16 protein-coding genes and 1 other RNA gene are annotated in these 13,309 nt (G+C 56.6%); 7 read left to right on the top strand and 10 right to left on the bottom strand.

What is annotated here, in order from left to right:
* Nucleotides 1–11: 11 nt before the first annotated feature.
* Entirely contained in the window at nt 12–575 is a 564-nt protein-coding gene (locus AC2FJZ_RS16930) for a hypothetical protein (protein ID WP_050602376.1), read from the top strand.
* 26 nt (nt 576–601) lie between these two features.
* Here the strand turns inward: AC2FJZ_RS16930 and AC2FJZ_RS16925 are convergent, their stop codons facing one another.
* The 10 genes from AC2FJZ_RS16925 to AC2FJZ_RS16880 all read right to left on the bottom strand — a co-directional run bounded on the left by AC2FJZ_RS16925 (nt 602) and on the right by AC2FJZ_RS16880 (nt 8,244).
* Nucleotides 602–1,060, bottom strand: coding sequence for an SspB family protein (locus tag AC2FJZ_RS16925; protein ID WP_496779083.1), 459 nt, complete (start codon nt 1,058–1,060; stop codon nt 602–604).
* A gap of 76 nt (nt 1,061–1,136) precedes the next feature.
* Nucleotides 1,137–2,390 carry a chromate efflux transporter gene (chrA, locus tag AC2FJZ_RS16920; protein ID WP_496779081.1) on the bottom strand — a complete coding sequence of 418 codons (1,254 nt, stop codon included), beginning with the start codon at nt 2,388–2,390 and terminating at the stop codon, nt 1,137–1,139.
* Nucleotides 2,387–3,202: a chromate resistance protein ChrB domain-containing protein gene (locus AC2FJZ_RS16915; RefSeq protein WP_496779080.1), complete on the bottom strand. Its 816-nt coding sequence runs from the start codon at nt 3,200–3,202 to the stop codon at nt 2,387–2,389. Before AC2FJZ_RS16915 ends, chrA begins: the two co-directional genes overlap by 4 nt.
* A 126-nt stretch (nt 3,203–3,328) precedes the next feature.
* A complete protein-coding gene (locus tag AC2FJZ_RS16910; protein WP_496779078.1) occupies nt 3,329–3,760 on the bottom strand; it encodes an ester cyclase in 432 nt (143 codons plus the stop codon).
* Between the two features lie 99 nt (nt 3,761–3,859).
* Nucleotides 3,860–4,207: a transfer-messenger RNA gene (gene ssrA / locus AC2FJZ_RS16905) on the bottom strand.
* Between the two features lie 35 nt (nt 4,208–4,242).
* On the bottom strand, nt 4,243–4,605 hold the full coding sequence (locus AC2FJZ_RS16900; protein WP_496779076.1) for a DUF4345 family protein: 363 nt from the start codon (nt 4,603–4,605) through the stop codon (nt 4,243–4,245).
* Nucleotides 4,606–4,622: 17 nt separating this feature from the next.
* The gene (locus AC2FJZ_RS16895; RefSeq protein ID WP_496779074.1) at nt 4,623–5,273 is read right to left on the bottom strand and encodes a TenA family protein; all 651 of its coding nucleotides are present in this window, start codon (nt 5,271–5,273) and stop codon (nt 4,623–4,625) included.
* A gap of 59 nt (nt 5,274–5,332) precedes the next feature.
* Nucleotides 5,333–5,986 (bottom strand): hypothetical protein, encoded by a 654-nt coding sequence (locus AC2FJZ_RS16890; RefSeq protein WP_496779072.1) that lies wholly within the window; start codon nt 5,984–5,986, stop codon nt 5,333–5,335.
* 13 nt (nt 5,987–5,999) lie between these two features.
* The gene (locus tag AC2FJZ_RS16885) at nt 6,000–7,400 is read right to left on the bottom strand and encodes a selenium-binding protein SBP56-related protein (protein WP_496779070.1); all 1,401 of its coding nucleotides are present in this window, start codon (nt 7,398–7,400) and stop codon (nt 6,000–6,002) included.
* Between the two features lie 112 nt (nt 7,401–7,512).
* On the bottom strand, nt 7,513–8,244 hold the full coding sequence (locus AC2FJZ_RS16880; RefSeq protein ID WP_496779068.1) for a FadR/GntR family transcriptional regulator: 732 nt from the start codon (nt 8,242–8,244) through the stop codon (nt 7,513–7,515).
* Nucleotides 8,245–8,359: 115 nt separating this feature from the next.
* Here AC2FJZ_RS16880 and AC2FJZ_RS16875 point away from each other — a divergent pair, with 115 nt between their 5' ends.
* The 6 genes from AC2FJZ_RS16875 (at nt 8,360) to frr (ending at nt 13,305) form a co-directional block, all read left to right on the top strand.
* Nucleotides 8,360–9,124: a DUF2182 domain-containing protein gene (locus AC2FJZ_RS16875; protein ID WP_496779141.1), complete on the top strand. Its 765-nt coding sequence runs from the start codon at nt 8,360–8,362 to the stop codon at nt 9,122–9,124.
* Between the two features lie 4 nt (nt 9,125–9,128).
* On the top strand, nt 9,129–9,833 hold the full coding sequence (locus AC2FJZ_RS16870) for a DUF1326 domain-containing protein (protein WP_050602387.1): 705 nt from the start codon (nt 9,129–9,131) through the stop codon (nt 9,831–9,833).
* Nucleotides 9,833–10,360 carry a DinB family protein gene (locus tag AC2FJZ_RS16865; protein WP_050602388.1) on the top strand — a complete coding sequence of 176 codons (528 nt, stop codon included), beginning with the start codon at nt 9,833–9,835 and terminating at the stop codon, nt 10,358–10,360. Before AC2FJZ_RS16870 ends, AC2FJZ_RS16865 begins: the two co-directional genes overlap by 1 nt.
* Entirely contained in the window at nt 10,361–11,464 is a 1,104-nt protein-coding gene (locus AC2FJZ_RS16860) for a dimethylsulfoniopropionate demethylase (protein ID WP_050602389.1), read from the top strand.
* 103 nt (nt 11,465–11,567) lie between these two features.
* Nucleotides 11,568–12,563, top strand: a complete 996-nt coding sequence (acuI, locus tag AC2FJZ_RS16855) for an acryloyl-CoA reductase (RefSeq protein WP_496669815.1) — start codon at nt 11,568–11,570, stop codon at nt 12,561–12,563.
* A 178-nt stretch (nt 12,564–12,741) separates the two neighbouring features.
* Nucleotides 12,742–13,305 carry a ribosome recycling factor gene (gene frr / locus AC2FJZ_RS16850; RefSeq protein ID WP_050602391.1) on the top strand — a complete coding sequence of 188 codons (564 nt, stop codon included), beginning with the start codon at nt 12,742–12,744 and terminating at the stop codon, nt 13,303–13,305.
* Nucleotides 13,306–13,309: the final 4 nt, after the last annotated feature.

Here is a 13,309-nt window from a genome sequence, read left to right as displayed (position 1 = left end):
TGGAGGACAAAATGCCGAATTTCCATCGATTTGCGCTGTCCAAAGCCGTCGTGGCCATTGCTGTTTGCGCGGTGTGGTTGTCCGTATTCAGCCTTTCTGCACGGGCAGCAGAAATTGCCCCGTTTGTCGGAGATTATATCGGTTCTGCAAGCGTCGAGGATGTGGACGGCACTTCGACCCCGCGGGACATGAGCGTTTCCATTTTTGAAACCAAAAACGGGTTTAATGTCAGTTGGCGGACCACGACCTACAAATTGGACGGTCGCGTAAAGGAACAAAAATTCTCTATCGACTTTGTGCCTTCGGGGCGTGGCGATTTGTTTTCGGCAGCCATGAAGCGCAACGTGTTCGGCCACGAAGTGCCGTTGGACCCGATGAAGGGTGAACCCTTTGTCTGGGGGCGCATCGTCGAGGACACGCTGACCGTGTATTCCCTGTTCATTGATGAGGACGGGGGATACGAATTACAGCAATTCGACCGAACACTGGGTGAAGGCGGGCTGAACCTGTCCTTCTCTCGCTTTATTGACGGGGTAAAATCCAGGTCGGTCGAGACATTCTTGCAAAGAAAATAACCCCGCACGGGGCGGGGTTGTGCGGGTCACTTCCGGAAGCTGTCCAAGGACACAACATCGGCGTCATGTTGTGTCTCTTCCTCTTCGACCTCAATCGACTCTTCCAAGATGTCCTCATCATCGATCTCATCCTCGGGGCTTTCGAACCTCAGGCCAAACTCGACTGACGGGTCCACAAAGGTTTTGATCGCAGCATACGGGATATACAGCGGTTCGGGTGAGTCACCGAAATTCAATGTGATTGCGAAGCCCGTTTCGCCAACCTCAAGGTTTTCGAACCAATGCTGCATGACGATTGTCATTTCTTCGGGATACCGCTCGTGCAGCCAGTCGGCGATCTCGACCCCGTCCTCGCGTGTGTCGAACGTGATGAAAAAGTGATGCGCCCCGGGTAAACCGGTTTCGGAAACATCCGTCAGCACTTTCTTGATAAGTCCGCGCATGGCGGAGTGCATCAGGTTACCGTAATCGATGCCTTGCGACATGTGTGATCCTCAAAAGTGGTTACGACCAGCATAGGGCTTTTGTTCGGAAACGAAAGAGCGGGTATGGCCGGATTGATCAGATATTGTGAGCGGCCAGCCCGGCGACGGACATCAGGGCCAACACCATGCCCATCCCCAATTTGACTCGAAAAATCAAGACCCCAGCCAGAATAGTTAAGCCCAAAGCTGTGAAGTCCAGCTGAGAAAGTTGCGGCACGGGTATTGCCAGCGGACCCCAGGATATGTGTGGGACTGATTCGAATAGAACGTTCAGGGCAAACCACACGGAGAGGTTGAGAATCACGCCTACAACAGCCGCGGTGATGCCATGAAGAGCCGCAGACAGTCGCGGGCGTGCGGCCAACCGATCCAGATAGGGGGCAGCCAGAAATATCCACAGAAAGCAAGGCACAAATGTAGCCCAAAGCGCGACGGCCCCTGCAGCCAGCGCCAGGCCGAAACCTCCGCTCAGCGCGCCCGCAAGCATCGCAACGAATTGCGTCACCAGAATCAGTGGGCCGGGTGTCGTTTCGGCAAGACCCAACCCGTCAATCATCTGGTCTGTGCTGATCCAGTGATACTGATCCACAACCGTTTGCGTCATGTAGGCCAACACCGCATAAGCGCCGCCAAAGGTAACAACGGCCAGTCGCGCAAAGAACCATCCCAGATCGCTCAGCAATTGATGACCGCTGAGGGTTAACGCAACCAGCGGGCCCAGCCAAAGCGGCAGCCAGATAGCGGCCGTTCGGGCAGAGCGTGCAAGCTGCGATGTTTGGTTCGGCTCAGGTGGTTCGAACGGGCCTCTGAATGTCGCATATCCCCAAAGTGCGGCAGCAAAAATGATCAGCGGGAAGGGCAGGTTCAGCAGGAAAATGGACAGGAAGGACAGCGCAGCGATGATACGATGATCCTTGTCCGTCATAGCCTTGCGCGAAAGGTTGCGCAGCGCCTGCAGGACGATCACGATGACGGTGGCCTTGATGCCGATAAAGGCCGACTGCACCAACGGAACATCTCCGAACGCAACATAAAGCGCGACCAGGATCGCGATAATCAAGGCTCCGGGCAAGACAAACAAGCTGCCGGCGATTAAGCCGCCGGTGACCCCACGCAAGCGCCAGCCGGCATAGGTGGCCAGTTGCATCGCCTCGGGGCCCGGCAGCAACATGCACAGTGACAAGGCGCGCAGATAGGTCTGTTCATCCAGCCAAGGTCGACGTTCAACCAATTCCTGATGCATCAGGGATATCTGTGCCGCCGGACCGCCGAATGATAACAGGCCGATACGACCAAATACTTTGACCAACTCATTCAGTGTCGGCGTCATGTGTGACGCTCCGCTGGCCAGTCATGTCTTTCATCAAAGCCGTCGCGGGCCCAGCGATACAGGGCGTCATAAACAGACAATCCTGCGTCCAGATTCTCATGATCATCACGGTATTGGCGGGATAGTCCGACCGAGATGGCCAGCAATCCCGCGGCTTCTGGTGCGAGGTCATGTCGATTGGTGTCTGCTGCGCGAACGACGGTTGCCAAACGATCCAGCGCAGGCAAGTGTAGGTTGAACTCGTCGAGCATCGTATCAAATGTGCATTTGTCTGCGCGGTGGCTCCAAAACGTATCATTGATATCAAACGGGACCGCACCAAAGATATCGGCGACGCTTTGAACCTCTGACGGGGCGACGAATAAGAAACGTGCATTAGGGTCCACAAACCGGCGGATCAGCCAGGGGCAGGCAATTCTATCAATCTTGGGCCTATGTCGTGTGACCCATAGGGTTCCGCGGTCGTGGAACGGCGGAATAGCAGAGGCGGGAATACGTGGAGCGCCCGGCATATCTCGCCATGCGTACATACCACCTTCCAGATACTCGACCTGCTGACCCTCGCTTCGAAGCCATGACACGACACCCTGGCTCAGCTTTTTACCCTTTTGACAGATGATGACACTGGGGCGGTCCGCAATGACGTCAAGAAGCCCCGGAAGATCTTTGGCGGCATGGCGAACGGAACCTGGGATGAAAAAAGGATCGTCGTCAAAGTCGGCATCCACGCAGATATCGACCAAGACCGGCGCCTGGGACGTTCCGATCAGGCGCAATAGTTGTTTCGGTGTTATTGAATTGGGTGCAGCCATGGCATGTCTCCTGAGCTATTTCGGATACATGCGAAACTTAGGCTGTCGCCTCACGGGGCGTTCGCAATTTTACCCCATGGCTCTTGCTACCGTGCAAGCACCGTTGGGGTCAAGATTGCTTTGGATTCAGGCCCAGTCCAGTCTTTGCCCGGTCATGCAAACGGGCAGGGTGTCTGCGGGAAACTGGCCCAGTTCTTCAAAAAACGAGACGAAATCGAAGTGGTTGTACGCCTCAACCATTTTGTTGTCCTTGAACCGCGCCATTACCTGACCGGTCACTTCCAGCGGTGCGCCATTGTCGGCGCGGGACGTATGCACATGCAGGATGGCCGAGACCCAATCTTCGTTTTCGATTATCTTGGGCAGCTCTACCTTGATGTCACCGAGGATATGGCGGAAGGCCGTGACCAGATCACGGAAATCGTCAGCACCGACCTGCATTTCAGGAATCAGCCCTTCCGCCGTTGTTTCAGGTGCAAAGAACTGATCGATCGCCTCGGTGTTTCCGTTTTCCCAAACCTCAGAATACCATGTTCTGAGTATCTCTGAATTTGTCATCCCAGTTCTCCTGTCCAAGTGAGGGCATGATGACAGGCAGGAATGAACAAACTCTGAATGCGCGCAGAGCAGGGCAATAAAATCAGACCTATTGGGGGTTATGCAGGTTTCTGTTGCCAGGTACCTGCGAACCCCGCCTTACGCGGCTAGGCGCAAGGGCTTAGATTTCGGTCTTGTTACTGCTTACGCAGCAACTGCAACCGGAGCACGATTGTCGTTTGCAATTGTACTATTTTCGCCGGTAACGGTGGCAGACAGCCGAGACAAAGCTAACCCCTTTAGACGTTCGTCGATCCTGTTTCGGCCCCAAAATCCCCAAACGAAGGATGATTGGTGGAGCCGCCGGGTACCGCCCCCGGGTCCGATCCGCTTATTACGAGCGCGTTTATGTCCATAGTCCAGAAGGACATGTCTTATATAGGTGAGGTGATGGGCGGATGCAAACTCGGAATGGCGTCTGAACCGCTTAAATCTTAAGCCGGTTAAGACGCTTTGTGATAGTTCGCAGCAATCAGCCAAACCGCCAGAACCAGCTCAATTCCCCCAAAGATCAACGCCTTGGCGAATGGCGGGTTGTCCAGTGCAATCGACACGAACCGGCCCAAAGCCGCCCCGGAATAGACAACGCCCAGCATCACATAGGCCATCGGATTGTTCAGCCAGATCACGACAAGTCCGGTCACAACAAACAATCCGCCGACCGAGGCGCGCATCTCGGACAGTCCCATTGTGCTGTTGGTGGGCGCCAGATCCAAAGCAGACGCTGTGTGCGCCGGGGCCAGAAATCCAAACGCGCCGAACCCAACGGTCAGCAAGGCGGCGATGACGTTCAATGTTGTGACCATTCCGGCCCCCTTGTGGTTCAGGCCGCGTAGGCCGCGTCAAAGAAATCGCGTTCCAGTTCGACCGCGCGATGGAACAACCGCGTGACCTCGGCCTGTTCAGCCGCATCCAGCGTGGGCCAGACCTTGTCCAACTGGCAACGCAGATATTCGACCACGCTTTCAAAGCCTTCGCCCGCATGTAGCGCGATCCATTCGGCAAACCAGAAGGGCAAGCCGTCTTTGGGTGGATTTTCCGGGCTGGCCCAGCTCAGATAGACCCATTCGGCCACAACAAGCACGGCCAGCATGTTCTGGTATCGGCCAGAGGCTGCCGCCTCGGCCATCAGGTCCTGAAACGCCTGTGTGGCAGGCGCGGGGTCAGTGCTGGGTTCTGTGCCCAAAGCTTCCATGGCACGCAGGAAATAGGTGTTCTCGGGGCCAGTGATCACCGCCAGAAACTGCGCGGCAGGCACGCTGTCTGCGAGTGTCGGAGCGTGCGCGATGGCACTGGCCAGCAGGCGCACAAACCCGTCTACGAACTGATAATCCTGCCGCAAGTACCAACGCATCTTGTCCTGAGGCAGGGTGCCGTCGGACAGTTCGCGCGTGAAGGCGTGGGTGGTGGCGGCCTGCCAGTCTTTGTTCCTGCCCAGACGCAGCATTTCGGTTGGGCGGGTTTGGTCTTGCATTTGGAAGCTCCGTATTTGTCTTGCCGAGGACAAAGCGCGTTTCAAAACAAAGTACAAGCTCACCCGAGCGCGGACCAAAGGCCAAGACCTCCGACCAGAATAAGGCTCAGCGCCCAGATGAGTTCCAGGTTGAACCAACTGCGCGTCAGAACCTGCAGGCCCAGCCAGCGATAGACGGCGAAGGCCAGCAGACCTCCGCCCAGAACCATGGCGGCCGTGTGCAACGCGGCAACACCAAGAACCAGTAGGGTGTTGGTTGTCATGATCTGAGAAATTGCTTGATGCCCAGCGTCCAGTTCATCAACAGCGCACAGACCCAGATAGATTGGAACCAGCATCAGGGCGGCCCCGTGGGCGAGCGCGACGAGGAAAGACCATAACGCCAGTTTGCTTGGAGGAATACGTGACAGAAAACGGGGATGGCGGCGGGTGATGGCGATGAACAGCCCCATCCCGATGACGATCAGCGCAGCTCCGATTCGGATTTCTTTCTGATAATCGACCAGAACCGTCATCAGGGCAAAAGGCAGCAACACCCCCAGCATGGCCACGAAATGCCCGCCTGCCAAAGCCGCCAGCGCCTGCCATAGGGCGGATTGGCGTTGTTCCATCAAGGCAGATGATACCGCCAGCGGCCAGCCCATGCCGGGGTTCAGACCGTGATAGGCGCCACTCAGAACAACGGCCAGCCAAAGGCCGGCCGTTGATGTCATCAAAACGTCCAACTCAGACCGATGGGTAGCAGAAGCTGTCGGTCGAACAGTCTCCACCCTCTAATCGGATTTGGTGGCTGCGATAGCCGTCAGGGAACGCGACCCAGAATTTCGGATCCAGCGTCAGCCCGCCGTTCTCGCCAACATCCGCTTTGACCATGGCCGCGCCGCCTTCGCCGGGATAGAACTGATCGTCCCATGTGGAATAGAGCGAATTGGTCCAGTAGACGCGTTTGCCATCGCGGCTGATTTCAACCATTTGAGGGCCATAGCCAAAATTCTGGCCATTCGGATGCTTGGTTTTCTTTACGATCCCCCCGATTTCAACCATGCCCGCCAGTTTGGGATTCATCGGGTCCGACACATCGTATTGGTGCATCTCTCCTGTGCCCCAGCACGAGACGTAGAGGTACTTGTCGTCCAGGCTGAGATCGATGTCGGTGACAAGAGGTGGCACAGCCGAAAACCCTTTGAGCAAATCTGGCAGATCATCCGGATCAGCAGGTTGCGGATCGATGGTGATGGTCTTTTTGGCCTCGAATGTGCCGTCATCATTGCGCCACCAGGTGAAGATCGCACCTTGCAGGTTGGTGGTATCCACAACAACGCCACAGAACCCGTACTGCTTGACCGGGTCATGGGCCGGGCGGATTTCCAGCGCCATCTGGTGATTTTCGCCCAGATCGATGGTCTGGATATTTGTCCGGTTGCGCAGGTTCCAGAAATGGATGCGGTGGCCATATTTGTTCGACAGCAGATCTTCGGCAACGATTCCGTTTTCGAATTGCGGGGGCAGGCCCCATTCAGAGCTGACCATGTAATCCCGCGGCAGGTTCCACCAGAAATCATAGTGCTTGTCCTGCACACCGCGTTCGATCTCATAGCGCCCGATGATCTCGAAGCTCTCGCAATCCATGATGAAAATGCCCGGAGGTCCGTCGGTGCCGTCGGGACCACCACCGCCCAGTGTGCTGACATAGATGCCTTCGGGTCCGCAATGGATCGTATGCGGGCGGGAATACCCAGTCTTTGCAAAGACTTCTTCGGGTTCGATGATCTTGTGAATCTTCGCCTCGAGCGGGTTTTTAACATCAATGATGTATATCCGACTGGAGCGAATACCTGGGATGATCAGATAGCGTCGTTCTAAAAAGGCGTGCCCGGTCAGCGGTGACAAAGCGGATGAACACGCGTTCCAACCGAAATGGTGAAACTCGTCGCCTTTCTCTGGCATGATCACCTGATGTACGATCTTCCCGAAATCGTCGGATGTCGGATCGACATTCACAACCGCCAGCCCGTCGGGCTGCGAAAAATCAGGGCTTAGCATCAAGGTGAAAGCAAGCGTTTCAGTGGGGCCCTCCATCGCAAGTTTGGCGGATGGATAAAAGGTTGGGTCCGGTCTAGTGTTCATAACGTCCTCCCGTAAGTCATTGGTCTTCAATTCGTATTGAGAGTTCCGGTCTTGCGCCGGGTGACATTCTACCTGCTCTTCTGCCTTTCGTCTGCTGAGTGCGTGTGCGCCTTTAGGCGGGTTTGCGTTTGCTCTCGACCACATCCTGTGCCAGCTGTCGGGTATAGTGTTCCAGATCGATCAGGGCTGAGTCCACGGTTGCAGCGTCTTGTGCCTCAAGCGCGTCGGTTATTCTGGAGTGCAACGTAATAATTTCCTCGCGGGACCGCGCTGTGAAGGTGATCATGTTCATCAGCGGCTGCATCGCTTCTACAGCTCCGGCCAGTTGGTAAGACAGCACCGGATTTTCCGCCCCGTCCACCAGCGCACGGTGGAAGGTGACATCTGAAGCGCAAAATGCTTCATCCGTCAGACCGGGCTGGGACTGACGGAAAATCTCGGCTCGCATAGTGGCCAGTTGGTCCGCTGTGCGTCGCTGTGCAGACAACGGGGCGCAGGCTCTTTCCAGAGCATAGCGCGCCTCGCAGGCGGTATCGAAGCTGACGGCGTTCATTGAAAGCAGCAGGATCGAGGTCGTGACCTGCTGGGAATAGGCGTCCTCAAAACTCAGCCGGTTCACAAAAGCGCCGCCTGACGCGCCGCGTTGTGTGCGGATCAGGGATTGTGCTGCAAGCCGTTTCAACGCTTCACGCACGGTTGGGCGTGAGACCTGGAATTGATCGGACAGCTCAGCCTCGGAAGGCAGGCGTGCGTCGACGATTAGCTCACCTGACACAATCGCATCCCGAATGGCTTGCGCGATCTGGGCGGACAGGTCAGCGGTTTTCCGGGGCGCGGCTTTCATCTTCAGGGGACCTCGGGCAAGTTTTTATTTGTCTGACATTTAAAAGTCTGACATTTGAAAAGCAAGGGAGTTGAGTCGGGAGGCCGAAGTGAGTCGTACGTGGCTGCGCAGCGGAATGTGGCTGGGCTTTTATGTCCTGATCTTGTGGGCGTGGTGGGTCATGTTTTCAATGAGCCGGGACATGGACCTTGATATGATCGGTCGCCCAGGGCCTATGGGGCAGGCCATGGCGGCCATGGACCCGCGCATGGACATGTATATGCCGATGGCCGAGTTTGGGCCGCTGTTCTCAATGTGGGCGATCATGATGGCGGCGATGATGCTGCCCACGCTTGTACCAACCCTGCGAAGCTATGACGACCTGATCCGCAGCGCCAATGGCAGCCGTGCGGGCTGGATGGGCGTTCTGGCGGGGTATTCGATCGTCTGGGTTGGATTTGCGGCTCTGATTGCAGGAATTCAGCTGGTTTTGTTGTTTGGCGGTGTGGTCGATATGCTGGGCATAACCAAGTCCGGCTGGCTTGCGGGCGGATTGATGATCGCAGTTGGGGCCTTTCAGTTCACCCGTGCGAAAGAGGTCTGCCACGGAGTCTGTCACGCCCCTATGACCTATTTTCTAGGCCACTGGAAAACCGGTTTCGCGGGTGGTGTTCGCATGGGATTAGGCCTGGGCGTGTTTTGCGTCGGCTGCTGCTGGGGCTTTATGGCGCTGGGATTTGTGGGCGGTGTCATGAGCCTGTTGTGGATGGGTCTCGCGACGCTGTTCATGGTTTTGGAAAAACTCCCCCAGATCGGGCACGCGATAACGCGGCCCATGGGGTTTGCATTAATAGCGGGCGGTCTGGTCCTGCTCGTCTATCCAATTAGCTACGGAGGTTAAGCCAATGGCAAAAAACAGAAAACCAGAAGCCGATAGGTTGCCCATCAGCCAGCGGATCGACAGCCGGATGCCAAACCCTAAACGGCGCGAGATGAGCCCGACTGAATGGGCGATCAAAGGCGAATTGATCCTGAACTGCTCGTGCGATGTGTTCTGCCCCTGTGTTGTGTCGCTGGGCGCGCATCCTCCGACCGAGGGCCATTGCCATGCCTGGATGGGCATCATCGTTGATGAAGGACATTACGAGGGCGAAGATCTGTCGGGGCTGAATGTCGGACTGCTGGTCGATATTCCGGGCCGGATGGGCGAAGGTCAGTGGAAAGTGGCGGCGTATGTCGACGAACGGGCCAGCGGTAAGGCCTACAATGGTTTACTGCAAATCTTCAGCGGACAAGCGGGCGGTACCACCGGGCTTTTCACCATGCTGGTCAGCGAGATCATAGGGGCCGAGCGCGCACCGGTTCAGATTGAACGCGACGGGACCAAGCGTCGTATCATGATAGGTCGCAAGATTCAGGGCGAGATCGAGATGCTCGGCGGTAAAGATCCAGAGCATCCTGTCATGGTATCGAACTCGAAATACTGGATGGGACCGGACATTATCGTGGCACGGGGCACGAAATCGAAAGTGCGTGATTACGGTCGGGTTTGGGACTTTGGCGGAAAGTCAGCAGAAATTTGCCCGATTGACTGGCGCGGGCCAAAGTGATGATCACCGGCGCATACGCACGTGAGATGGCGCAGTACAATCATTGGCAAAACAAGCAGTTGGCGGAGTTCTTTCAGGCACTTTCTCACGAAGAACTGATCCTCGAACGTGGTGCTTTTTTTGGCTCGATACTGGGCACAGCCAACCATTTGCTTTGGGGTGATTGGATCTGGATGTCTCGTTTTGAAAATGGGGACGGACCGGAAAGCAACGTTCACCGCGCAGGCGGTGGTATTCATGAAAGCGTGTATCTGTGCCCCGACTTGCTTGCGTGGCTGCCCCTGCGTGAAAAGATCGACGCGCGGATCATCAAATGGGCGGAAACCCTGGAGGATGAACCTCTGACAGGTCCGTTCACATGGTATTCGGCCGCGAAACAGGCCGACATTACTTTACCTTACGCGCGTTGCGTCATCCATATGTTCAACCACCAGACCCACCACCGCGGACAATTGCACAAAATGCTGACCGAGGCTGGATCTCAAGCACCCGTCAGTGATCTTGTCTTCATGCCACAGGAGGTTTGAATGCCGCAAATATCTGCTTCTCGCCGCCTGAGGCGCACGCCATTCTCGGATGGGGTCGAAGCCGCTGGGGTCAAGGGGTATACGGTATATAACCGTATGTTGTTGCCCACTGTTTTCGAAAGCGTTCAGGCCGATTACCGGCATTTGAAGACCCATGTGCAGGTGTGGGATGTGGCCTGTGAACGTCAGGTTGAACTGCGCGGGCCGGACGCCGCACGTCTGATGCAGATGCTGACTCCGCGCGACTTGCGAGGGATGTTGCCCGGCCAGTGTTTCTATGTGCCGATCGTTGATGAAACGGGTGGAATGCTGAATGATCCCGTGGCGGTGAAACTGTCTGAAGACCGTTGGTGGATCTCGATTGCTGACAGTGACTTGTTGCTGTGGGTCAAAGGGATCGCCGTAGGGTATCGTTTGGATGTGTTGGTGGACGAACCGGATGTATCGCCGCTTGCGGTTCAGGGCCCCAAGGCAGATGAGCTTATGGCCCGCGTGTTTGGAGACCGAGTACGGGACATCCGGTTCTTCAAGTTCGATATGTTCGAATTTGAAGGGCGCGATCTGGCCGTGGCGCGCTCGGGTTATTCCAAACAGGGCGGGTTTGAGATTTATGTTGAGGGCAGCGACATTGGTATGCCCCTCTGGAACGCGTTGTTTGGTGCAGGCGAAGATCTTCGGGTGCGTGCAGGCTGTCCAAACCTGATCGAGCGGATCGAGGGCGGTTTGTTGTCCTATGGCAATGACATGACTGATGACAACACCCCACATGAATGTGGTTTGGGCAAATTCTGCAACACACACACGGCCATCGGCTGCATCGGTCGCGACGCGTTGCTGCGCGTGGCCAAGGAAGGGCCCATTCAGCAAATCCGACCTATCGCGATTGCGGGCGATCCTGTGCCGGGCTGCGATCGGCCTTGGGGTCTTTACGCGGACGGAAAGTGGGTCGGTCAGGTGACGTCCGCCGCCTGGTCGCCTGATTTCAAAACCAACGTGGCGATTGGCATGGTGCGATTGAGCCACTGGGAAGCGGGAACGGAACTGGACGTGGAAACACCGGATGGAATGCGTCGCGCAACCGTGCAGGCGCATTTTTGGATTTAAAGGGGGGTTGGGGGCGCTGCCCCCGTCGCTACGCGACTCCCCCGGGATATTTTGGGCCAGGTGAAGAACCGGGCTAGGCGCAGAAACACGAAAGGATTTGAAAATGTTCAATGCTCTGGTGATGGAGAAGGACGAAGAAAGCGGATTGGCGAGCCCATCGGTCAAACAGTTGTCGGAAGATGATCTGCCGCAAGGTGAAGTCACCGTTGCTGTTGAGTATTCAACGGTCAACTACAAGGACGGTCTTTGCCTGTCTCCCAAAGGGGGCGGGCTGGTGCGGGCCTATCCGCATGTGCCGGGCATCGATTTTGCCGGTACGGTCGAAGCTTCGTCAGATGATCGCTACAAACCCGGTGACAAGGTTGTTCTGACCGGCTGGCGTGTCGGTGAGGCGCATTGGGGCGGCTACTCTCAGAAAGCCAATGCGCGGGCCGATTGGTTGGTCCCGCTGCCTGACGGGTTGGACGCGCGGCAGGCCATGGCTGTCGGTACCGCCGGTTTCACGGCCATGCTAGCGGTCATGGCACTGGAGGATCACGGGCTGACCCCGGATCGAGGGCCGGTTCTGGTAACAGGGGCTGCTGGCGGTGTCGGGTCGGTCGCCACGGCCATTCTGGGCAATCTGGGATATGAGGTTGCCGCAGTAACCGGGCGGCCCGAAACCGGTGACTATCTGAAGTCATTGGGGGCGACGACCATTGTGCCGCGCGATGACCTGAACGAGACCACCAAACGTCCGCTGGAAAGCGAGGCCTGGGCTGGCTGCGTGGATGCAGTGGGTGGCGAGATGCTGGCGCGTGTTCTGGGTCAGATGAAATATGGCTGTTCGGTTGCAGCGGTAGGTTTGGCCGGGGGCGCGGCGCTGCCCGCGACGGTGATTCCGTTCCTGCTGCGTGGAGTGAACCTGTTGGGGATCGACAGCGTGATGCAGCCTTATGGCAACCGGTTGCGCGCCTGGAAGCGGATCGCCACTGATTTGCCGATGGACAGGTTGGACGCGATGGTCCAGCCCGCCGCACTTTCGGATCTGCCTCAGTTGGGTGCCGATATCCTGAAAGGGCAGGTCAAGGGCCGCGTTGTGGTTGATGTGAACGCATAGATTTGGGTATCCGGGCAGCTCTGGCCGAGGTCACTCGGCTGGAGCTGTGTCAAGTTGGTACAAAATGGTCGCAACACCTCTGGCCATTGATACAATTCCCGACCATGATTGCTATACATCCCAATTGTGATGGCGTAAGACCCATCCAAAGAGTACCTGAATACGGGGAGTGAGCAGCATGTCTGACGACTTCGAACTGGACATCGATGATTTGCAGCGCCGCATGGATGGCGCCATGGCCAATCTGAAAACCGAATTTGCCTCGCTGCGCACGGGTCGTGCTTCGGCATCGATGCTTGAGCCGGTGATGGTTGACGCTTATGGCTCGATGACGCCGATCAACCAGGTGGGCACAGTAAACGTGCCCGAGCCCCGAATGGTGACTATAAATGTGTGGGATAAGTCACTGGTTGGAAAGGTAGAAAAGGCCATTCGCGAAAGCGGCCTTGGTATCAATCCTCAGCTGAACGGCACCATCATCATGTTGCCGATTCCCGAACTGAACGAAGAACGCCGCCGCGAACTGGGTAAAGTTGCCGGGCAATATGCAGAGAGCGCGCGTGTTGCGATCCGCAATGTGCGTCGCGACGGTATGGACCAGATCAAGAAAGCCAAGGCAGACGGAATGTCGGAAGACGATCAGAAGCTGTGGGAAAGCGAAGTTCAGGATCTGACGGATGAGATGATCAAGGCGGTTGATGTAGCACTTGAAACCAAGCAAGCCGAAATCATGCAGGTCTGAGCTG

It is taken from the genome of Ruegeria sp. CDSA079 (genome assembly GCF_059612245.1).
Note: the sequence above shows the minus strand (reverse complement) of the source record. Positions and strands in the feature narration are given on the sequence as shown.